This window comes from Leptospira sarikeiensis (genome assembly GCF_004769615.1).
In the GTDB taxonomy this organism is placed as follows: Bacteria; Spirochaetota; Leptospiria; order Leptospirales; family Leptospiraceae; genus Leptospira_B; species Leptospira_B sarikeiensis.
The window spans coordinates 57,402-79,613 of sequence record NZ_RQGF01000016.1 but is presented as its reverse complement, the minus strand read 5'-3'; the positions used below and the strand labels follow the sequence as shown (position 1 = coordinate 79,613).

The 22,212-nt window shown below is 40.2% G+C and carries 22 protein-coding genes; 13 read left to right on the top strand and 9 right to left on the bottom strand.

Annotation, left to right across the window (positions count from 1 at the left end; translation table 11 throughout):
• Window positions 1–212 precede the first annotated feature (212 nt).
• The 4 genes from EHQ64_RS08835 to EHQ64_RS08820 all read left to right on the top strand — a co-directional run bounded on the left by EHQ64_RS08835 (window position 213) and on the right by EHQ64_RS08820 (window position 3,737).
• Entirely contained in the window at window positions 213–1,508 is a 1,296-nt protein-coding gene (locus EHQ64_RS08835; protein WP_135649124.1) for an AAA family ATPase, read from the top strand.
• 124 nt (window positions 1,509–1,632) lie between these two features.
• Window positions 1,633–2,457, top strand: a complete 825-nt coding sequence (fcpB, locus tag EHQ64_RS08830; RefSeq protein ID WP_135649123.1) for a flagellar-coiling protein FcpB — start codon at window positions 1,633–1,635, stop codon at window positions 2,455–2,457.
• Window positions 2,458–2,982 carry a zinc ribbon domain-containing protein gene (locus tag EHQ64_RS08825; protein WP_425460405.1) on the top strand — a complete coding sequence of 175 codons (525 nt, stop codon included), beginning with the start codon at window positions 2,458–2,460 and terminating at the stop codon, window positions 2,980–2,982.
• Between the two features lie 5 nt (window positions 2,983–2,987).
• On the top strand, window positions 2,988–3,737 hold the full coding sequence (locus EHQ64_RS08820) for an RsmE family RNA methyltransferase (RefSeq protein ID WP_135649121.1): 750 nt from the start codon (window positions 2,988–2,990) through the stop codon (window positions 3,735–3,737).
• A gap of 6 nt (window positions 3,738–3,743) precedes the next feature.
• On the opposite strand, the gene impL63 is transcribed toward EHQ64_RS08820, so the two are convergent.
• The gene (gene impL63 / locus EHQ64_RS08815; protein ID WP_135649120.1) at window positions 3,744–5,423 is read right to left on the bottom strand and encodes a cytoplasmic membrane protein ImpL63; all 1,680 of its coding nucleotides are present in this window, start codon (window positions 5,421–5,423) and stop codon (window positions 3,744–3,746) included.
• Between the two features lie 324 nt (window positions 5,424–5,747).
• Here impL63 and EHQ64_RS08810 point away from each other — a divergent pair, with 324 nt between their 5' ends.
• From EHQ64_RS08810 to metW, 3 genes are all read left to right on the top strand, one after another.
• Window positions 5,748–7,052 (top strand): O-acetylhomoserine aminocarboxypropyltransferase/cysteine synthase family protein, encoded by a 1,305-nt coding sequence (locus EHQ64_RS08810; RefSeq protein WP_135649119.1) that lies wholly within the window; start codon window positions 5,748–5,750, stop codon window positions 7,050–7,052.
• Between the two features lie 118 nt (window positions 7,053–7,170).
• On the top strand, window positions 7,171–8,280 hold the full coding sequence (metX, locus tag EHQ64_RS08805) for a homoserine O-acetyltransferase MetX (protein ID WP_135649118.1): 1,110 nt from the start codon (window positions 7,171–7,173) through the stop codon (window positions 8,278–8,280).
• Window positions 8,277–8,888, top strand: a complete 612-nt coding sequence (gene metW, locus EHQ64_RS08800; RefSeq protein WP_135649117.1) for a methionine biosynthesis protein MetW — start codon at window positions 8,277–8,279, stop codon at window positions 8,886–8,888. The genes metX and metW overlap by 4 nt, the downstream gene beginning before the upstream one ends.
• Window positions 8,889–9,106: 218 nt before the next feature.
• On the opposite strand, the gene EHQ64_RS08795 is transcribed toward metW, so the two are convergent.
• Window positions 9,107–10,162, bottom strand: coding sequence for a D-alanine--D-alanine ligase (locus EHQ64_RS08795; RefSeq protein WP_135649116.1), 1,056 nt, complete (start codon window positions 10,160–10,162; stop codon window positions 9,107–9,109).
• Between the two features lie 41 nt (window positions 10,163–10,203).
• On the opposite strand from EHQ64_RS08795, the gene EHQ64_RS08790 reads away from it, so the two are divergent.
• The 5 genes from EHQ64_RS08790 to EHQ64_RS08770 all read left to right on the top strand — a co-directional run bounded on the left by EHQ64_RS08790 (window position 10,204) and on the right by EHQ64_RS08770 (window position 14,902).
• Window positions 10,204–11,604, top strand: a complete 1,401-nt coding sequence (locus EHQ64_RS08790) for a hypothetical protein (RefSeq protein ID WP_135649115.1) — start codon at window positions 10,204–10,206, stop codon at window positions 11,602–11,604.
• Window positions 11,605–11,609: 5 nt separating this feature from the next.
• Window positions 11,610–12,389: an MlaE family ABC transporter permease gene (locus EHQ64_RS08785; protein ID WP_135649114.1), complete on the top strand. Its 780-nt coding sequence runs from the start codon at window positions 11,610–11,612 to the stop codon at window positions 12,387–12,389.
• A gap of 2 nt (window positions 12,390–12,391) precedes the next feature.
• Complete coding sequence (locus EHQ64_RS08780) at window positions 12,392–13,159, top strand: ABC transporter ATP-binding protein (protein WP_135649113.1); 768 nt, start codon at window positions 12,392–12,394, stop codon at window positions 13,157–13,159.
• 68 nt (window positions 13,160–13,227) lie between these two features.
• Window positions 13,228–13,974, top strand: a complete 747-nt coding sequence (gene mce, locus EHQ64_RS08775; protein WP_135649112.1) for a mammalian cell entry protein Mce — start codon at window positions 13,228–13,230, stop codon at window positions 13,972–13,974.
• A 46-nt stretch (window positions 13,975–14,020) separates the two neighbouring features.
• A complete protein-coding gene (locus tag EHQ64_RS08770) occupies window positions 14,021–14,902 on the top strand; it encodes an NAD(P)-dependent oxidoreductase (RefSeq protein ID WP_135649111.1) in 882 nt (293 codons plus the stop codon).
• Here EHQ64_RS08770 and EHQ64_RS08765 read toward each other — a convergent pair.
• Genes EHQ64_RS08765 through EHQ64_RS08740 form a run of 6 tightly spaced genes read right to left on the bottom strand, consistent with a single transcriptional unit; the run spans window position 14,874 to window position 20,281 of the window.
• Window positions 14,874–15,425 (bottom strand): GDYXXLXY domain-containing protein, encoded by a 552-nt coding sequence (locus tag EHQ64_RS08765; protein WP_135649110.1) that lies wholly within the window; start codon window positions 15,423–15,425, stop codon window positions 14,874–14,876. The genes EHQ64_RS08770 and EHQ64_RS08765 overlap by 29 nt on opposite strands.
• Entirely contained in the window at window positions 15,422–16,609 is a 1,188-nt protein-coding gene (locus tag EHQ64_RS08760) for a DUF2157 domain-containing protein (protein WP_135649109.1), read from the bottom strand. The genes EHQ64_RS08765 and EHQ64_RS08760 overlap by 4 nt, the downstream gene beginning before the upstream one ends.
• 59 nt (window positions 16,610–16,668) lie before the next feature.
• A complete protein-coding gene (locus EHQ64_RS08755) occupies window positions 16,669–17,532 on the bottom strand; it encodes a M48 family metalloprotease (RefSeq protein ID WP_135649108.1) in 864 nt (287 codons plus the stop codon).
• Window positions 17,533–17,542: 10 nt separating this feature from the next.
• Window positions 17,543–18,397: a DUF2797 domain-containing protein gene (locus EHQ64_RS08750; protein ID WP_135649107.1), complete on the bottom strand. Its 855-nt coding sequence runs from the start codon at window positions 18,395–18,397 to the stop codon at window positions 17,543–17,545.
• Window positions 18,394–18,990 carry an LIC_11883 family protein gene (locus tag EHQ64_RS08745; protein WP_135649106.1) on the bottom strand — a complete coding sequence of 199 codons (597 nt, stop codon included), beginning with the start codon at window positions 18,988–18,990 and terminating at the stop codon, window positions 18,394–18,396. The genes EHQ64_RS08750 and EHQ64_RS08745 overlap by 4 nt, the downstream gene beginning before the upstream one ends.
• Before the next feature lie 31 nt (window positions 18,991–19,021).
• Window positions 19,022–20,281 carry an exo-beta-N-acetylmuramidase NamZ family protein gene (locus tag EHQ64_RS08740; RefSeq protein ID WP_135649105.1) on the bottom strand — a complete coding sequence of 420 codons (1,260 nt, stop codon included), beginning with the start codon at window positions 20,279–20,281 and terminating at the stop codon, window positions 19,022–19,024.
• Window positions 20,282–20,347: 66 nt separating this feature from the next.
• Here EHQ64_RS08740 and EHQ64_RS08735 point away from each other — a divergent pair, with 66 nt between their 5' ends.
• Window positions 20,348–21,595, top strand: a complete 1,248-nt coding sequence (locus EHQ64_RS08735) for a lipoprotein LipL46 (RefSeq protein WP_135649104.1) — start codon at window positions 20,348–20,350, stop codon at window positions 21,593–21,595.
• Window positions 21,596–21,659: 64 nt separating this feature from the next.
• On the opposite strand, the gene EHQ64_RS08730 is transcribed toward EHQ64_RS08735, so the two are convergent.
• Complete coding sequence (locus tag EHQ64_RS08730) at window positions 21,660–22,211, bottom strand: SRPBCC family protein (protein ID WP_135649103.1); 552 nt, start codon at window positions 22,209–22,211, stop codon at window positions 21,660–21,662.
• Window position 22,212 lies beyond the last annotated feature (1 nt).

Genomic DNA, 22,212 nt, shown 5'->3' with positions numbered 1-22,212 from the left:
TTCTAATATAACTCCAAGGCCAGAGAGATAATCCTCAGTGATCTGAAGATTAACTGCCTCCGCTCCACCACCTGGAGCAGATCCTGTTAATAATGCGTCTATATCGTCTTGTGAAAGAGAGCCTTCACCCATTCGGACTTGCCTCCAAAGGTTCTTTCTAAATTCTTCGACAGAACCGAAAGATTATACAAGAGAAATTCTAGGAAAGAAGAATGAAACCTGAAGATTGGACTCCTGCCTCGACTCGAAATTCCGGGAATATCCTGGATTTTACCCAGGCAAAAAATCTACTTTATAGCGAATTAAAAGGCCTAGGAGTCCAGGATCCCGAACTTCCTGCATTTTTACCTGACAAAAAGGATCTAAGAATAGAATTCCCTATCCCTGGAGCGGACAAAAGCCAACTTTTAGATTGTATCCAGATCGTTCGCAATCATATCGAAAATCTTCGGATCCATACTTTCGAACCTGGGTATGTCTGCCTCCAAGCCTTGAATGAAAATTTATTCGAAACCAAGAACATTTTGGATAATGCAAAATTTCGTTTTTATTCCGGAAGGAACCAAAGTAAGATCGAGATCACAAAAAAAGGAGATTTTCATAGGGAAGAGATCTTCTCCGCGATTGACCTCTTCAAATATCTCAGGCTTTCTAAACAGGAATCGGTTCAGAATCCAAAGGAACTTCTTCTTAGGCTTGGAATAGATGTATTCGATCCGATCGAAGCAAAGAAGAAGGGGGACTGGCTGACTTTCGATGCAATCGCAGGATATGAGGATGTAAAACGCCAGATCCTAGAATCCATTATACTTCCCTTAAAATCTCCCGGGACCCTGGAGGAACTTGCAAAACTCACCCGGAAATTCCCCGGTAGAACAAAACCTAGAGCGATCCTGTTAGAGGGAGAGCCTGGGGTAGGAAAAACCAGTATGGCAAAGGTAATTTCCTGTATGACTGAAATGCCTTTGATTTATGTACCTGTGGAATCTATTTTAAGTAAATATTATGGGGAAAGCGCCCAGAATATGGCTTATGTCTTTGATGTGGCCGCACTCTTTCCTTCTTGCCTGCTTTTTTTGGACGAAATCGATTCACTTGCAGGTTCTAGGGACGACGGTCTATTCGAAGCCACTAGAAATATACTCTCCGTTCTTCTTAGAAAACTAGACGGTTTTGAAGGGGGGCAGAAATCCATCACCCTGGGAGCCACTAATCGGAAGCAGGATCTTGATAAAGCCCTTGTTTCCAGGTTCGATAGATCCGTTTTCTTTCCTCTTCCCAACGAAAAAGAAAGAGCAGCGATATTAGGAAATTATGCTAAACATTTACAGGAATCCGAACGTTTAACAATATCTCAACGACTGGAAACCTATTCCGGCCGGGATTTAAGGGATTTTTGCGATTTTGTAGAAAGGAGATGGGCAGCGTATTTAATCGAAAAAGGATTGAAACCGACTCCTCCACCCTATGAACTGTATTTGGAAACGAGCTCAAAATCCGGAAAATAAACGTTTTCCGCACGAAAATGTAAGGCTTGGATTTAATCGGGAGTCTATTTTACCGATACTAGAGACAGGGTTTTCTGACCTTTCAGAGGACCTAAACGCAGAAGAGACCAAGGAATAGGGTACAATGAAACGCAAAATCGCATTTTGCCTGGCAATTTTCTCAATCGCAGGCATACTCAACGCTCAAGACAATCAAGCCCAAAAGAAAGAAGATCAGCAAACTGGTGCTGCTATTCTTGAAACGGAAAAAGGTCTGGATCAGAGAGTTACAGCTCTAAATGAAAGACTAAAACGTCATACAGTACTCATGAAAATGAAAGTACGTATTCTGCCTTTCCGCACCGTTTTATACAAAGGGAAAGCGAATAATGACGAATGTGTGCCTGCAGTAAGCAACGCACAAGAGGACGCAGCGAACAACTGTATTCGCGTAGAAGTTTACGATTTCATTAAGGATGAAGAAAGAGGCCAAGGAAAACTCGTCCAAGGTGGACTTTCTAAATATATGGAAATCTACTTCGAAGGACCGAATACAAACGATCCGGATCCTAGAATGGAACCTCCTCGTAAAATCAGCAAAATTATCAGCAGAGTTTACAAAAACAATTTCTTGATCGAAGATAAATCTGTTTCCGAGATCATCGATAGAGCTCCGAACGACCAACCAGGTCATAACGATAAGATCGAACTTTTCTATCAAAAGAACGGTTATCCTGAATGGAATCGCCCGGAAACTCCTAGCGAAAAAGGAGTCGGTAAATATGTGTTAGCTAACGTGGAAAACACTAAGACCCACCCTATTCGTAACTCTTTCAAAAAGACTTTCTACATTAAACATTTGGATACTTTCGACAGATTATTCACTAAGATCTTCGATTATAACGACCAATTGGGTAACGAAAACTACAAAGAGAACGTAGAAACGCTCAAGGAATCCCTGAAATACTAAGTGCGGTATATTCTTCCTTGTTCTTCTTGCGGCACCGAGCTCAGGGTTCCCATCGACATGGGAAAACTGACGGTTCGGTGTCCTAGGTGCTACCATTCTTTCTCCTTTGATCCGGAAGACCCGGCCAGCTTTAGAGGTGGAAGATATGATCTGCCCGGAGGAGAATCTTCCGGTACTAAAGATCCCCGTTCAGTGCGGGGATTTTTTCATTTCTTAGAAACGAAATTTGAAAATTTCAAATCTAGATTCCAAAAGAATAGAAGTTACGGTTGGCAAAACCCTAACTCACCTGCTGAGTCTTACGGTTCTTCTTACGAAGATCAAAATAAGACCGGTTTTGGTCCCCTACTTGCAAAATATATTTTATTCATTCTGATCCTTGTCGGTATTGCGAGAGCTTGTTTCTTCTCTACTGAAAACTGGAAAAATTCCGTTCCGAACTGGACAACTCCGGAAACCCAGGAGCCTCATCAGTCCCCGAATCCGCAGGATGAAAATGAAAAAGCTCCCCAAGTAGAAATTTAAGTTCTATGAATTATCTCATTTTGGATCCCTCCCAAAAACAAAATTCGGGAGAGTTCCTAATCTCTGATCAAACAAAGATCCTTCATATTCGAAATGTATTAAAGAAAAAAGCCGGGGACTCCATAAAGGCAGGCCTCATAGATAATAGTTTAGGGAAATTTAAAATCCTTTCCTTAAACGACACCCAGATCTTGGGAAAATATACTCAGATACTAAAGTCTAAGGAAAGAAGCCCGAAGATCCGACTCGTTGTCTCAGTCCAAAGACCTCCTACAGTGGAAAAGATCCTAGAACTTGCCGGAGTTTGGGGAGTCTCATATTTAGAATTCAGATTAGCAGAACTTTCTAGGAGAGAATACCTTACCTCCCCCGTTTGGAGAGAGGAGAAAATTTTAGAAAAGCTGATCTTGGGAATGGAGCAAGGCGGGAATGTTTTTTTACCAAAGATAGAGCTTGGATTCAGTCTTCCTGGAAATAAACTCAAATCGGAAAAGAAAGCGACCATTTCGGAAAGAGTTCTTTCAGGCTCGGAAAATTTCTTCTATTTGGATAAAAAAGGGCCTAAGATCGGGATCCATTCTTCATCCTTAAAAGAAAAAGAATATTCCATACTGATCGGGCCAGAAGCTGGCTGGACTTATCCAGAGATCCAAATATTCCAAAAACAGAAAATTCGCCCGCTAGGACTTTCCAAATCGATTTTAAGATCAGAACAAGCAGTCAGTTTTTTTCTTTCCCAATGGGAAGCAAGATAGCCCTTTTTAGAAAGATAGAGAATTAGAAAATAATACTTTCTGTTCGTCTTGTGCTACGAAACTATTGGAAGTACTATCATATACCCATCTTCGAATGTCTTGAACACGGATCGAAATAAATCCTAGATTCAATGCAGCCTCGATCGCTCCGACAGAGTTATCATCCACTTTGAATGCGTCCTTATTCTGATCGAAATTCTTACGGGTATAATATCCAGAGATCATGAACAAGGATCCGATCGGGAAATATAGTCCTATGAAGATCCTAGAATTATTCGGACCTGAATAATTCTCATAGTTCGCTTCCAAAGAAACTCTGTAAAAATTGAGTACGACAGAAGTAAAATACCCTTTTAGTCTAGGACCATTCGGATCTGCAAGTTTAGCAGCTTCCAATTTTGTCATTGGTATTTGGGAATTTACATTGGATTGGAATCTTTCAATCTCGTAGAAACTATCAAAATACATCGGAATATAGTTTGCGTCCATATTCCTGTATTCAGGTTTCACCTTAGCATAAATATCTTTTCCACCGAATCGGAGCATCGCTCCAGTATGAGTTCCTTTTGCATTATTCAAAAGTTTGATTGTGTTTACATCGTAATAAGGAGTAAGTTCGAAATACTTAGTACTAATTAATTTGTATTCTGCATCCATACCCTGGATGACTAATTTTTCGGATTGTTCTACAAGCGGATTATTATTGGAATCCAAACGTAGACGTCCAGTAGTATCAAATGCAAGTTGGGTCGGAGCCTTCGTATCGAATGCCGTAGTATAACCGATAGCGAATCGATTTGCAAAATTGTCCTGATTGAAAAACTCTTTTAGTTTTTCCTTACGAGATTCGGGCTTCTTTTCGATCGGGATCATTTCCTCTCTCATTTGATGAGTTTTTTGGTCCTCAACGAGTGCCCTGTATTTTTCCCGATCTTCAGGATCTACTCCAGCTTCTTCATATACCTTCTTTCTTCCAGCTTCGTCTGCGACATTTCCCTGCCCTAATTGCAACATTCCGAATAGCTGGGATCTACCTGTGAATAGATCAAATAATTTGAATGCGATCGCAAATGGACGAATGTACCCTCTCGCGGATCCTATCTCGTGTGTATAAACTGAATTCGTGAATACCTGCACTCCTCCGTAATCATTATTGAAATCCGCCATAAGACCCACATTATAAATGTCTATCCTTTGGTTATTCACATAACGGTTTACGATGGTCCCGTGCCCAATATACCCATCGAAAAGTTTCCCGGCATAAAAGGAGAATGTTGTTTCTCCCGGTTTATACAACCCGTAGGTTCCATACCAAATATTATTGATGAGCCTGAGATAATCGCTTTTTTGATCGTAATCTATCTTACGAATACTTCCCACTTTTAATGTAGGATCTTTTGGATCCTGATCATATGCGAGAAAGTTCATGGGAGCTGTGAGTGATAATCCGAATTCTCCCCCGAAATTCAAATTTAATGTAGGAGCAAGATAGAGGTAATAATCATTATTAAACTTGTTCACCCCTGCATCGAATGTGAATGGATCAGGAGGTTGCATATACTGTCTGCCAGGAGGCATCCACAATTGGGCTTCCAACTCTTCCCCTGGAATAAGATAGAGGGAAATAAGTAAAAGTCCCGGGATCAGGAAGGTCTTTTTAAACAAATTCAAAAAACGTAATTTCATATCAAGGCCGGAAATTCTCCGGTTAAACCGCATTTCAACTTCTGAAAATAATATCTCTAGTATCGTAAAGATAAGCTAGAATCTAAACAACACAGGCGATTCTATCAGAACCCTCCGATCAAAAACCAGCAAAACAGGAATATTTCTCTTACATCAGAAAATATTTTACAAAAATCAGGATTTTCCATTTCTTAAGGGATACTTTCTCTTGAAAATTTTCTATTTCCACTATATCCGTTATAATGAATATTTTTTCCTATTTATTAAATTTTATATCGACATAAAAGATGAAATTTCCAGAATTAGAAAAAAGGAGCCCTAGCGATGGCAAGAAACTATAAACCAGAAACAATCGTTCTTCATGGAGGACAGGCCCCGGATCCAACTACCACATCCAGGGCAGTCCCTATCTACCAAACTACTTCTTACGTATTTAAAGATACAGATCATGCAGCGAGACTTTTCGGACTCCAAGAGTTCGGGAATATTTATACTCGTATCGGAAACCCAACTACAGACGTTCTTGAGCAAAGAGTGGCGGCATTGGAAGGCGGAGTCGCAGCACTCGCAACCGCATCCGGTCAATCCGCAGAAACATTAGCATTATTGAATATTGTTGAAGCAGGACAGGAGATCGTAGCTTCTTCTTCCCTTTATGGTGGAACTTACAATCTTCTTCATTATACTTTTCCGAAATTAGGGATCAAAGTCCATTTTGTAGACCAATCTAATCCTGAAAATTTCAAAAAAGCGATCAACGATAAGACCAGAGCGATCTTTGCCGAAACCTTAGGAAATCCTAAGTTGGATACTCTGGACATCGAAGCAGTTGCTAAAGTTGCTCACGACGCAGGAATTCCTCTTGTAATCGACAATACTCTTCCTTCTCCATATCTAATCCGTCCGATCGATTTCGGTGCAGACATAGTTGTTCACTCTCTTACTAAATTTTTAGGCGGTCACGGAACTTCTATCGGTGGAATCATCGTAGACTCCGGAAAATTCAACTGGGGGAACGGAAAGTTCAAAAACTTCACCGAGCCGGATCCAAGTTACCATGGCTTGAAATTCTGGGACGTATTCGGTAAATTTGAACCGTTTGGCGGAGTGAATATCGCGTTTATCATCAAGGCTCGAGTCCAAGGTTTAAGAGATTTAGGACCTGCGATCTCCCCTTTCAACGCTTTCAATATTCTACAAGGGATCGAGACCCTTCCTTTGAGAATTACTCAACACTCTCAAAACGCTTTGAAAGTTGCGGAATATCTGTCTAAACATCCGAAAGTATCTTGGGTAAACTATCCAGGTCTTCCTTCCGACAAAAACTATGCTCTTGCCAAAAAATACCATACAAGAGGTTTATTCGGAGCGATTATCGGATTCGGAGTGAAAGGTGGAATTCCGGAAGCGAAAAAATTGATCGATGGTTTAGAACTATTCTCCCTACTCGCAAACGTAGGAGATGCTAAATCTTTGGCAATCCACCCTGCTTCTACAACTCACCAACAGTTGTCTCCGGAAGAGCAGTTGACCACAGGAGTAACTCCTGAGTTCATCCGTCTCTCGGTAGGTCTTGAGCATATTGACGATATTATCACGGACTTGGATGAAGCACTGAAAAAGGTGTGACTTTCGACTCCTTAGAAAAAATCGTCTAAAAATCGGCCACTTTTCTTTTTTACCTTCTTAAATTCGTTTGAGATCGTCTGAAAAGGAAAAGTGGCTTAGCTATTTGAGACTAAATAGAATGGGATCGAAAAAATCAGTCGGCATCGTAGAAGAAAAATCAGCCTCCTTGGGAGACCTACGCCTGGACAATGGCTCCGTTCTTTCCCCTACCGTGGTAGCATACGAAACCTACGGAACACTCTCTCCAAACAAAGATAACGCAATTCTGATTTGCCACGCTCTTTCCGGAGATGCTCACGCGGCAGGTTTCCATTCCTCAGAAGAAAAACGTCCGGGTTGGTGGGATGATTATATTGGTCCCGGAAAAGCATTCGATACGGATCAATTTTTTGTAATATCTTCCAATGTGATCGGTGGCTGCAAAGGCTCTTCCGGTCCAATGAGCATAAATCCAGTTACTGGAAAACCTTATGGTTCCAGCTTTCCTTTCGTTTCCATCAAGGATATGGTGGCTGCTCAAAAACTTTTGGTAGAATCTTTCGGGATCCAAAAATTACTCTGTGTGGCTGGTGGTTCCATGGGAGGAATGCAGGCTCTCCAATGGAGCATCTCTTATCCGGAAGCGCTTGATAATTGTATCATACTCGCTTCTTCTTCCGAACATTCTGCGATGCAGATCGCATTTAACGAGGTAGGAAGACAAGCGATCCTATCCGATCCGAATTGGAGTAATGGTCTCTACGAAGAAAACGCAGCTCCTAGAAAGGGTCTCGCTCTTGCTAGGATGATGGGCCATATTACTTATCTTTCCGATTATAAAATGAGGGAGAAATTCGGTAGGAATCCTCCTCGTGGAAACTTATTAAACTCAGATTTTGCAGTTGGAAGTTATCTGATCTATCAAGGTGAAAGTTTCGTAGATCGTTTTGATGCGAATTCTTATATCTATGTGACCAAGGCTCTGGATCATTTCAGCTTAGGAAAAGGACAGGAGCTTACCAAAGCATTAAGTCCAGCACAATGTAGATTCTTAGTAGTCTCTTATAGTTCCGACTGGTTGTATCCGCCTTCTCAATCTAGCGAGATCGTAAAAAGTCTAGAGGCTTCCGACAAAAGGGTTTTCTATGTGGAGTTGAATACCAAGGAAGGTCATGATAGTTTTCTTCTTCCGAACCAAAAGCAGGAAGATGTGATCCGAGGTTTCTTAAATATGCCGGTGAATGAATGATCGATTCCAAAATTTTAAGTAGCACTACTCTTAGAGAAAGACCGGACTTCGCGTACATTCTGGATACGATCTCTCCAGGTTCCAGAGTCCTGGACTTGGGTTGTGGGAATGGGGATCTTCTCTATCTTCTAAAACAAAAAGGGATCAGAGGTCAGGGAATCGAAAAAGACGAGGATGCAATCGTAGAATGTATCCGCAAGGGTGTCTATGTTCATCACGGCGATATTGATGAAGGCTTAAGTCATCACGAAGACAAACGTTTTGATTACGTGATCTTAAACCAGACCATCCAAGAAACTAGACATCCAGGTGATATCATCAAAGAAGGTTTACGTATCGGTAAACGTGTTATTATTGTTTTCCCGAATTTCGGTTATTGGGAAGTGAGATTTAGGATCCTTTTCCAAGGAAAAACTCCTGTCACGGATCTTCTTCCCTATCGTTGGTTCAATACTCCGAACTTACATTTTCTTTCCGTTCTAGATTTCCAAGAATTTTGCGATATTCGTGGGTTTACTGTAGAAGATAGAGCCTTCTTTACGGATCTTAAACAAGTAAAGTTTAGTCCCAATTTTTTTGCAAAGTTAGCTCTTTTTCAGATTCGTTAACTCAGGCACAGAGTTTAGAGAGAGTCGCAAAGTCTTTCTCACGCAGAGCCGCCGAGACACAGAGATTTAGCTACTTAAATTTCGCACAGAGGGCACTGAGTTCACGGAGCCTAAAGCTGATTTTCTTGCTTAAAAACTCTCTGTGTTCTCCGGCCCTTCGATACAATTTCCGCTTCGCAGAAATCACTCAGGGACCGACTTTATTTCTTACCCAATAATCAACTGACAGGAATTTTACCTGCTCTTTCCAAGCCTTGGTCTATTAATGATTGGTATAGTACTTCGATTGGGATGCCTGCCGCTTTTGCTTGTTGAGGGATCAAACTTGTTTCGGTCATTCCAGGTAATGTATTTGTTTCTAGAACGAAAGGTATTTCTCCAACTACGATAAAGTCAGTTCTAGAGTATCCTTCACAACCAAGAGTTTTATGTGCTAAGATGGATTGTTCTTGGATTTTGGAGATTACCGATGCAGGCAAACGTGCAGGAGTGATTTCCTGTGAAAGTCCAGGCTTGTATTTGGATTCAACATCGAAAAATTCTCCACCTGGAATAATTTCAGTCGGAGGAAGAGCTTCTAAAATTCTTTTAGATCCTTCTTTCTTTTCCCAAACTCCACAGGAGACTTCTGTTCCTTTCAAAAACTTTTGAAGTATAGCGTGTTCTTCCGCTTCGAAAAATTCGGGGAGACGTTTTTTTAGATCTTCGGAACCTTCTATCCTAAATGTATGAAAACTAGAACCACCTTCTACAGGTTTTAGAAAAAGTGGATATTCTAATCCGGAATTTTCGACCGAAGTCGGATTTTCTAAATATTCTTTCCTTTTTAATTCCCAAAATGGGGCAACCGACATTCCAGCAAGTTGGAACAAACGATTTGCTCGAACCTTATCCATTGCCAAAGCAGAAGCTTTTACGTCTGAACCTGTGAAAGGGATCCCGAGAACTTTTAAGAAACCTTGCATCGATCCGTCTTCTCCGCTTGTTCCATGTAGTCCTAAAAACACAATATCACAGTCCAGAGAAGAGAATTCTCCTGCAGAACTAGAATGAAGTTCTGCAAAATCTTTTAAGTAAGTTTCCGGATCTTTGTAATTGCCTTCAGGAAATGTAGACCGATATTCTTTTGGGATCACCCATCTGCCGTCCCTGGAAATCAGAATGGGTTTGACCGAATGTCCCATGGAAGACAAAGTTTTACTTATGAATGTTCCAGTGCGCAGAGAAATTTCATGCTCCGTGGACGTTCCGCCAAATAATACCGCTATTTTCAAAGATCTAAACCCCTATTCTCTTTTAGGACTTTCTCGGAAGAATGTTATATAAGAATCTAATACTGATCCTTTTCTTCCTTGTCTGTACGGAAAGTCTATTTTCGGAATACCCTTTTAAACCGGTTTCTCCCTATCCTTCCGAATACAAACAATTTTGGTTCTTATATCAGTCCGAAAAAAGATTGGGTGAGGAAGAACAAATCTATCGTCCTTTTTTCTCCACGTATAAGGAAACCAAATCCAATTATAGATACGATACTTTCTTATTCCCGATCTACTATTCAGAAAAAACGGATTATTGGAGAGTTTGGAGTTTTCTATTTTTCGTTACTGGAACGGAAACGTATCATGATGATCTAGGTTGGGACGAAGATACTCTTTCTCCTTTTTTCATCTGGGGTAAGGGAGAAACTGCAAGAGAATCTTATGCAGGTTTCTTTCCTCTATTCGGTAGGCTCCGAGGAAAAGCAAGTTATTCGGAGTTGAATTTTACGCTCTTCCCTCTTTATTCAAATTGGAAGTATAAGAACTATAACGCCCACGGAATTTTATGGCCCCTTATAATGTGGGGAGGTTCCGAAGTTCGAAATGATCTCAGGATATTTCCTTTTTATTCTCATAAGATCCATAAGGGTAAGTATGAACGTTATTCTATTCTCTGGCCTTTTTTCCAATGGGGGAATATCAACGAGGACAAAAGAGAACCATTTACTTACAAAATGTTTTGGCCATTCTATCTTGCAAAAGATTCGGAATATGGGAATATGAAGGCCAGAGCTTTTCTCTGGTTTCCGGTCTTGGGTTCTTTATTCTCTTACGGGTATGATAAACGCACTCACGAAAAAGATTTTAACGTCCTATTCTTCCTATTCCAATATGGGCAGAACGATGACGAAGATTATAGAAAGTTAATCTTCTTTCCTTTTTACGGTTATTATAGATTCGCATACAAAGAAACTCGATTTTTTACTCCATTCTATTTTCGTTTGAGTACGGACAGCTATCATCTTAAATCTTCCGAAACCTATTTTATTCCATTTTGGTGGAGAACCAATCGAACATACGTTCAATGGGGAAGAGAAGAAAATTATTATAAACTATGGCCATTCTTCAAATGGCATGAGGATAGAGAAGGAAACCTGACCTGGAATTTTCTTTCTTTATTTCCGATCAAATCCGAAACTGTGGAAAGGATCTGGGACCCGGTCTGGTCTATTGTGGAGTTCCAAAAACTTTCCAACGGGGAAAAAAGACTCTCTTTTCTAATGAGACTCTATACTCAGAGATGGAACGAAGAAGAACTTCATATACATGTACCATTAATCGTGGAGTATAGTTCTACTCCTGAAAAAACATCTTATCAATTTCTATACGGACTTTTCGGGATAGAAAAAAGTAAGGATAAGACTACGGTGCAAATTTTTTGGTGGATTAGGCTCTAATCGAAATGTTCGAAACATTAAAAGAAAAAACGAACGATACTTTATACGCTGCCGGTTATACGATCGTTTTGATCGCGGAAACTTTTCTGAACCTAAGGTTCACAGTCGAAAAAAGAAAAGAGATCCTAGACCAGATGTTTATCGCCGGAGTCGGGAGTCTTTTCGTAGTTTCCGTTGTTGCTGTTTTTACAGGGATGCTTCTCACCTTAAATACTGGATTGGGCCTAAAAGATTTTGGCGCCGAGGGACAGATCGGACTTCTTCTTACGATCACCCTAACAAGAGAAATGTCTCCCTTTATGACTGCACTCATTCTCGCTGCTTCTATCGGTTCCGCGATCGCTGCAGAGATCGGAACTATGAAAGTTTCGGAAGAAATAGATGCTCTCGAAGTGATGTCAATTGATCCGGTCCGGTTCCTTGTCTTTCCAAGAGTATTAGGTTTTTCTTTAATGGTTCCCGTTCTATGTGTTTATTCCAGTATTTTGGGAATTTTGGGAGGAGCGATCGTAGGACATTTTCAATTGGGAATTGAATACATCGTATATTTTCAGGATGTGAACGAAAGGATCACTTCTATCCCTGGTCTAAAAGATCTGTATACAGGTTTATTTAAAGGATATGTTTTTGGGCTGATCATTTCCGCAATTTCTTGCTCTCATGGACTTAGAACAAGTGGAGGAGCAATTGGTGTGGGAAGAGCAACAAGAGAATCGGTAGTCACTTCTTTCTTGATGGTGATCTTCTTCGGATACGTAATTACAGCAATTTTCTACAGGCAATAAGCATGGAAGAATACGCGATCGAACTCATTAATCTACATAAAACTTTCGGGACCAGAAAGATCCTGAAAGGAATGAATCTCCAAGTGAAAAAAGGAGAAACTCTAGTCGTTCTTGGTCCTTCCGGAACCGGCAAGTCGGTCACACTAAAACATATCACCGGGCTTTTGGATCCGGATGCAGGAGAATGTAAGATCTTTGGTGAAAAAATTTCGGGCGCAGAAATTCCGGAAAGAGAAAGGATCCGTTCCAAAATGGGAGTTCTATTCCAATCGGGAGCTCTTATCAACTGGATGACCGTTTTCGATAATGTTGCCCTACCTCTCCGAGAACATAAATTATATCCAGAAGAGGAGATCCAGAAGATCGTCGCGGAGAAGCTGAGACTTGTGGATATGACAGTTGCAAAGGACAATTTTCCGAATGATATCTCAGGTGGGATGAAAAAAAGAGCGGGACTTGCAAGAGCGATCGCTTCTAATCCCGAGATCATTCTCTATGACGAACCTACATCCGGTCTAGATCCTGTTATGTCGAACGTGATCAACGAACTCATTATTCGTATCAAAAAAGAGACAGGTGCCGCGCAAGTGGTAGTAACTCACGATATGTCTAGCGCATATATGATAGCCGACCGCATTTCATTTTTTTATGGTGGTCAGGTCCTATTTACAGGAACTCCGGAGGAAGTGCAGAATTCTCCGAACGAATTCATCCGTCAGTTCATTCACGGGCATACCAAGGGTCCGATGATATTGGAAACTAAGAATTGAAATCCAGGTCATAAGAGAATATCTTGGATAAAAAGTCCGATATATATAGTAAGAGTTCTGGATCCTAGATGAAATCATTTCGTTATCTTTTAGTCGGTGCAATCTTCTCTGTCGCCTTAGTGGTTGTAGGTTATTTTACCGTTATGACCGAAGGTGGCCCCGTTCAAAAAAGAGGGGAATTCCTAAAGATCAATTTCAAAAATTCGGAAGGGATCAAGGTCGGGAATAAGGTAACAGTACAAGGCGTGCCCTTCGGCTACGTTTCTAATATTCGACTCATCCAGATAGATGAAAACGGGGCAGTACTTCCTTCGGGAGAAGTAGGAGTTGCTACTAGAGTAGAAGTTACCATTCTTCTAAAAGAACCTGTACGTCTTTATGAAAATTATGATATTGCGATCAGAAACGAAAGTTTACTTTCAGGACGTGTGATCTCAATCGATCCTGGGACATCCGAGTCGACTGAAGAGACTAAGGCAACTCCAAGAACCTTCCAGGTAGTGGATTATAAAGCAGGCGCTTCCTTAAAAGGAAGAGTTCTCCAAGACCCTCTCGTTTCCCTTTCGGAACTCATTGCGGAAAACAGAGGGGATATCCGAAGGACTTTCTCCAACGTTGCGGATATTACCACAAAGATCAATAACGGGGACGGAACTTTAGGAAGACTCATCAACCGAGACGATCTACATACCAACGTAAATACTGTTTTGACAGACGCACAGATCGTATTAAGAGAACTTAGAGAAGGTTTGGAAGATACAAGGGAGCAGGCTCCAGTTACGAGCTTTATTCGCGCAGCTCTTAGCTCCTTCTAATCAGCTTTTTCTTGCCAAACAAATCGGCTTGGAGGAAATTTCCTCTATGTCGTCTTCACATAAAATTGCAATTATCGGTACTGGGATCATGGGAAGAGGGATTGCATCCAATCTTTCCAAAAACGGCCATACTCTTTCATTATATGCTCGAAGTCCTGAAAAAATCCAGGATCTAAAATCGGAACAGATCCAAATTTTTTCCAATATCCGCGAAGCAGTTTCAGAAGCGGAGATCATTGTGCTTTGTCTTACGGAAGACCATGTTGTGGAAGAGGCAGTTTATTCCTCAGGTCTTTTGAATACAAAAGCAAAATATATAATCGATATGGGCACGACCTCCCCTTCTCTTACAGATAAACTAGATCAAACATTCAAAAAGCAGAATATTCAGTTCTTAGATGCCCCGATGACCGGTTCTAAAAACGCGGCGAGAGACGGACAAATTTTATTCATGGTAGGTGCGAAGAATAAGGAAGAAATACAAAACTTCTCTTTTGTATTCGAGATCTGCGGGAAAAATACAGTATATTGTGGAAAAGTCGGGGACGGTCAAAAAGCTAAGATCGCTCTGAACATGGTCCAAGCGGGTATCTTCCAAGTCTATATGGAAGGTTTTTCCTTAGCAAAAGAGAATGGTATTTCTCCGAACATCTTAAAATCCATTTTAGAACAATCCGCAGCAAAATCAGGAATTTCTGAGTTCAAATTCCCCTTTGTATTTTCAGGAAATTATGAAACTCATTTTGCATTAAAGAATATGTTTAAAGATCTTAAACACGCGATCTCACTTGCCAAAACCTCGAATACAAAACTTCCACTTTGTTCCGGACTGGATCCAATCTACCAATCCGGAATCGAAGCGGGCCTCGGAGAAAAAGACTATTGCAGTCTAAACGAAGTCACTGCGCGGATTTCTCCGGAAAAATGATCTTTTCAATAAGACCATTTCCCTCTTTATCCATACGTAGTTGAATTCTGGCACCGGGTTCTCTTAGTTTATCTTCCAATTCTTTAGCGTTTGCTTCCGGGATAAAATATTTACGGAAAGGATACTGAAAATTTCCGTAACGACATTCTCCCTTTACGTAATTCCAGCAACTCGAGCTAGTCAGGATTTCACTACAATCAGAGAAAAATTGGACTTCGTATTCTGAGGGCTCTCTGGAATCAAAACATACACAGGCTTCTTTTTTATCCAATCTAGACTCTTTCGTATCTTCTCCACTTACAGAAGCAACGTAATCGTTTCTTTGGCAGATATCGGTAGAATACTTTGGATCAATCTGAAATTGCATATAATGACCGGCGAGTAAATCTCTAGGATCATACCCTGTGATCGGTAGGATCAAAATTTTACCGTTTTTCAAATCCAATTCTCTTTCAAAAGCAACGGAAGCCAAAACTAAGATCGGTAAAAATATCGAGATAATAGAAATATAAAATCGTTTCATAATCCAAGTTCCTCCGGAGGAAAGAGTTGGTTTGCTGCGTCTCTGATCTTCTCTCTCGTTTTAAAAACTAATAAACTAAATCCCAGGATAAATATTCCGGAGATGATAAGTCCGATCCCAGTGGCGAGTAGGCTTCCAAAAACTTCCAAATAAACAGTCACGAATCTTAAGCCTAACACGAGTAAGGAGAGGTCGAACCATCTTCTGGACTCGAAGAATACAAATGTAAAAGGGATCCAAGCCAGAAAGAAAAATAACATAGAAGGGACTTTTCCTGTCCAGTGTGTAAGTTGAGGATAATTCAATAATCCTAAAAAGAATCCTGCGATTGCAAATAAGAGAATTTTCCTTCGTGAGAAATGTTTCCTAAAAACTTGAGAAATTCCGATAACAAGAAATGGAATGAGAAATATCCAAAACGGATAAAAAGAAAGTGTGAATTTACTCTCGCCTAATTCCGGATTTGAATAAGAGCTCGAATTCGTTTCGAAACTTCCCCATATGGAAGAAATTAAAAAATAGCCGAATGCCCAAAGCAAAAACGGATTCACTAAAATCGAACTTTTACTCTCCTTAGTTTCGAGTCTTCTTTCGGCAAATGCAGAAATTGTTAAGAATATCCAGGATGCCGAAAAGAAGAACAGAGAGAAATAATCGGATTTATCACCCCAGGCAATATCATCGTAATATTCTATCCAACTTAAAAATGAGGAACTGAATATCGCGATCCAAAGATGTTGCAAAATCCTTCCCGGATACATGATCACCAAAAGAAACGTGATCGCAGACCATAATAATAATCCTTGGTATAATCTACCCTGAGTATGATAAATCTGGGAGATCAAACCTATATTCGCGAAAAATAATAAACAGAGAAGTAAAACTAAAAGGTATCTTACCGTATCGTTCCAAATCCCATTTTTTTGCGTATAAAGAACTGTGAATCCGATAGAAACCAGGATCCCAAAACTTGCGATCAATTTTAAGGAATAATGGATCTGGTCCCAATTTGCTGCGACCATTGCGATCACACCAAGGCCGATCACTACGATTCCGAGTCCTAAGAAGGAATAGAATACATAAGGAACTTTTTTAGAATCTTCGAATTTAAGAATGGACTCTGCCTGGGTTTGGCTGATGAGTCCGGACTCCACCCATAGTTTTAACTTTTTCTTCCAATTCATGCGGAAGTTATATCCGGCTAAAAATCCAAATCAGTCAACTTTCTTTCGAAAATATCTTTCTAATCTTCTTCTTTACTACCTAAAGATCTTTCAATATTTTTCGTATATCTTTCTTTAAAATATGACTTTGATTTTGGAGCTCCGATCCCGGCCTCTTTTAATCTTCTTTCATTCTCTGAAATTCGATCTTCATCCAGCGGATGAGTGCTCAAATATTTTTCTAAAGGAATATCAGGGCCTTTCAACTCAGGATTTGTCTCTCTTTCTTTTTGAATCGCTTTGAAGAAGTCTGCTATCGCTCCCGGATAATACGGAGTGGATCTCATGTATTGAAACCCGAATTCGTCCGCCTCTTCTTCCATGGATCTACTGTTTGCAAGGCCGAGTAAATTTGTAGAAAGGCCCGCGATATCCGCCGCATGCTCCGCAAGTTCCGGCCCCAAAACATAGGATAAAATGAAATAAAGAACAAAGTATAATGTTATGTTCGTGGATAATTGTTTTGTAGAATGTCTTTTTTCTGCATGAGCGATCTCGTGAGAAAGAATTCCTGCAAGAGTCGCTTCATTTTTTACGAAATGTAAAAGACCGGTATACACAAAAATATATCCGCCTGGAGCGCAGACTGCATTGATTACATTATCATTTTCGATTACTGTAACCTTATATTTAAATTCATTCTTATATTGAATGGAATCCGATTTAAGGATACGGTCTACAACCGATTGAAGGTATTTATCTAAGGCCTTGTCCTTATAAACTTTTCCTTGGTCCTTACCTTCGGTCGCTGCCTTATAAAACTGCTCTCCTAAGAATTTATCCACATCTAATGGAAAAACAAGATCGACCATCCATCCACAGTTCTGAACGGAAATAGAAACGAATAGTATCAGTAGAAGTTTACGAATTTTGAATAGATTCATTTAATTTGGATTACTCCGAATATAACTTTATCTCATACCCGCCGTAGGCTCGAATATTGATCACAGTATCTTCAAAAAGAAGATACTGCCCCTTAATTCCGATCAATTTAGAATCAATTTCCTTTTCTTTGTCGGGAGAAAACGATTTGGATTTTTTAGGATATTCTAAGATAGGATAGCTTAATTTTGTGATTTTTTCTTCTTCCGATTCCGTATAGGGAACGCCTAAATCCCAGGAATCCAAAACTTCCAAAAGTTCTTTCTTTTTAGAAACTAGATCGAAAGGAACAGAATCTTCCGTTACCATCTTCTGCCATTTCGTTTTATCATCTATGACAGTGGTAAATTGTTTTTCGATTAGGCCTGCGTCCCTTCTAGAAGAAACTTCTAAAAGAGGAATTGCCTCTTGAGCGCCTTGATCCACCCAACGATTTGAAACAGGTTTTTCTCTAGTAATTCCTACTTTCAAACCGCTTGTGTTTGCAAGATATACGGTATGTTTTTGGAAACAGTATCCTTCTCCCCATTCGGGTTCTCTACAAGTTCCCAAATGAAAATGGCATGTCTCGGGACGAAGAATGCATAGATCATTCTGTGCTAAAGTTTGGAAGCAGGAGAAACAACTTCCTTGATTGAAACTTTTACTGGTAACTTTTCCGCAATTCACACAACGTATCTTGCCGGTGAATTCCAATTTTACTCTTTTTCCGATCAGGCTTCCGATCTTAAAGTCTGAAGGTTTTTCTATTGCTTCTTGTTTTCCCGAATCAGCAGCAGGATATGTTGCCATCATCCAAATGTATTCCACAGGGTCGATCCCCTCATGGTCCATCATTCGTAAGAAACCTGAAGCAACTTCTTTCATGGGAAAAAATATTCCTTACCACCAAGTGGCCTCAATTGTGAGTCCACTTTTACGATCAGAATAGTACTTAACTCTTGGCCTTTCCAGTCAAAAACGATAATCTTGTTTTCGAAGAAATAATGACTTAATCGTCCGTCGACTAGGTAAAATAATTTTAAATCTCCGGTTCCATCCTTAGTCGGAACGGAAAGTACACCCTTTCCGGCAAGAGTTCTGCCTTCATACCATTTTCCTTTTGTAGGAATAGATGGGATCGTCTTAGATTGAGTAAGTCCGGTAGAAGGATTTTTTACCTCTTCTGTGGAAACTTCAGGCTCTTCTATCGTAGAAGCCTTAAGTAATGCACACTGAAATTCTCCCTCTAATTTAGGAAAATTTTCCTCACATAAAGTTTCTCTTACGGACAATTCTTGGTCGAATCTTGCACCGGTTCGAACGCTTTGCGCAATCTTCGCAAATGCATAAAATTTCAAACGACCTAAAACTTCTTTTAAGCCGTATTCTTTCCATTCTCCGCTACCATTAGGACCTTCTGCGAAGATTGGAAAAGATATACATATCAAAAATAAATAAACGGGTTTAAAAATTCTCATATCTTTTACTTCGAGATTTCTTTTTAAAACCTTAGTAGATCCTATATTTTTCGATCTGACGATTTGTAGAAGATTCTAGCTCTGCGTAAGAGGATTTAAATTCTTCGTAAGTTTTTCCAGCGTCCACGAATTCCCTGAACTTTTCTGTTCCCCAGAGAAAATCTATATTATGAGAACCGTCAGCATATTGTCTCCATTTGAAATCCTTATATTTCTTTTTCATGATGGAAGTCAGATTATATGCCATTCGGATCGGATCGTATTTACGATTTACTACAGTTAAGCGAAGTCCCCTGCAGATTTCCCCTTTAAAAGGTCCGAAGGTAGGTTTGAAGAATACACTCTGATAATAATAATCTCCTTTACTATCTTCATTCAACTCTTGGATGATATCTTCTGGTTCATTCATCCAAGGTGCACCGAAATAAACGAATGGAGCCTGGGTCCCTCTTCCCACGGAAACATTTACACCTTCCAATAAAACAAGACCCAAGTAGTTCCTTGCAGAATCCAACATAGGAAGATTCGGAGAAGGCGTAGACCAAGCAATCCCTTCTCTTTCCCAATCAAATCCTCTTTTCAAATTTTCAGGAGAGATGATCTCTAATTTTACTTTTCCGCTCAAATACTCTCCATTATAGAAAGCAGCGGCTTCACCAAGTGTCATCCCTGTAAAAAATAGAGAAGGAAATTCACCCGCGAAGTTTAAAAATTTCTTTTGTATACCTTCTCCCCTTGCTCCTAAATACAAAGCAGGATTCGGATGATCTAAAAGAATGAATCGAGTGCTTGGGTCCGGTAAATTATCCATCAAACGTTTTAGAACGCTTAAATATGTATAACAACGCATTCCCATATCCACTACGTCGAAGACTACAGCATCCGCACCTTTTAAGATCGCAGGGATTTCGGAATTTTTTACTTTATAAATATGATAGATAGGAAGTTGGAATGTTTCATCCACAGTCACCGGAGACTTACTAAAATCTTCTTCTAATCCTAAAAAGCCGTGCTCTAATCCGATCAAATGTTTGATCTTAACTTTTTTATCCTTAAATTCTTTTAGGATCTTTTCAGGATGTCTTCCGATGCCGGAAGGATTTGTAACAAGAACGACTGACTTGCCGGAAAGTGTAGGAAGTACCTGCTCATAAAAAGAGACTTCGGCTGGAATGATCTTAGATTTTGAAATATGACTTCTGGATGACGCTTCTGCGCAAGAGTCTGAGGAAATTGTCAGAAAAAAAATGAGTAAAGTTAGGATTTTTTTGTTTCTTTCTTTGAACCGCATGTAAGATACCTTATTTGTTCAGTAAATAGACAGAATTCAATACATCAAGGAGAAAAAGGAAGCGATATGGCAAAGCTGTCCGTCCTGCGGTTAACCGCTCTCACACTGATTTTAGGTTTCACTTTTGCATGCGCAACGGGCGACGGATCCCGACGCAAGAAAAAAGAAGAATTCACTAGAGAAGGAAATACGATCACAGTAATCGGTGAAGCACCGATCTACAATGGTGATATCGCGAACGCAAAACAAAGAGCGATCAAAGACGCGAAAGTTAATGCGGTTCGTAAAGTAGTTGGTGAAGAAATTTCCAACAAAAGCCAGGCTTCTGACGGAGAAAGTTTAGGATCCAGCCTACTTTCCAAAACAGACGCATTCGTTAAATCTTATGATATCGTTGCAGAAGACCAAGGTAAGATCGATACACAACCGATCCTAAAACTTACTGTTCGTTGCACGATCGAAGAATCTAAACTTTCAACTGCGGTCGAAGGACTTTTAGCAGATGTAGGAAATCCTAGGATCGTAGTTTTAGTTCCTTCTAAAGTAGGTGGAGCTCCGGTTCCTCCTTTGAGCAACGGAAATATTGCAGAAGCGGAGATCATCAAAGGACTCAAAAAAGCAGGAAACAAGATCGTTGATCCAGGAACTGCTTCTAAAACCGTAAAACCTTCCGGCTTAAACGCAGACGCGATCAATGCTTTGGATTCAGGAGCTGCGATCTTAATCCAAGCTCAATCTTCCGGCGCAGAAGTTTTAGTTGTAGGATCTGTTGAAACAGAAGACCAAGCACCTGTAACTGCAATCGGCGGAAAAGCATTAGATAGACCTTTATTCAACACTGCAGCAACCGGACCTTATAAAGTGATCTTACTTTGGGGTGACGGTAAGGTAGTAGCTTCCGGAAACGGAGATGCTCGCGGAGCGGATATCACTCAGAAAGTTTCTAGAGAGAAAGCTCTTGCAGGTTGGGCAGAAGACGTAACCAAAAAGGTAAACAAACAATTAAAAGATGAATGGTTCAATCTCACTGAGAATAATACTATCATCCTCAAGTTTACCGGTTTGGACGCTGACGAATCCACTAAATTCAAAGATGATTTAGCTGAACTGACTGCAGCAAAAGACATTAACGTAAGAACCAGTAATGTAAGCGGATCCGAGTGGGAAGTGACCTACCCTGGAAAAGATGCACTTTTTATGGACGAACTCGTTTATAAAAAAGATAGAGGATTCACTTTCTTAGCTACTAAGAAAATGAATGTGAAGTCTGCTGCAAGAGGAGTGGTAACTTTAGAGTTCACTTCGAATAAATAATCGATTCACAATCGATCTAAAAGAAAAGCCGGCGAGAATTCGTCGGCTTTTCTATTTTAAGCTCTTATTTCTTAGCGATACTTTTTAGTTTTTCGTCATAGGAAGTTTCATGCAAAGCGAATGTCTGCCAGAACTTAGGGACAGAGTCCTTATAAAGTTTTGAAATTAGAATATCAAAATGAGTATGCCATCCGGAAGAAACCATCAGTTTACCGAACTCATCATTCAGTTTATAATGCCTGAGAGTAAGAAGCACATCTTCTCCTTTTTCCTCTAGTTCGAAACTAACTTCAGAATCAGGATGCCAGGTAAAACTTAGAAAACGAGGTGCATCGATCGCTGTAATCGTTTCCACTCCACTGATACCATTCTCCATTGCCTTAAATCTATCAGGGTATGTTTTCTCATCGGAAAGAGAAGAATGCAAAAAGTTTAATTCCACTTTTCCTCCCACCTTCAATTCCATTTTCCCGGAAGCAAGCCAGATGCCACGTTTTTCCGAATCGGTCAGATATTCCCAAACAGTTTCGATCGGCCCAGGCAATAGCCTTTGGAAACGAACCTCGGTGTCCGAAGTGAAGGTCCCATACGTTTTATTTACTGATAGATCTTTCATC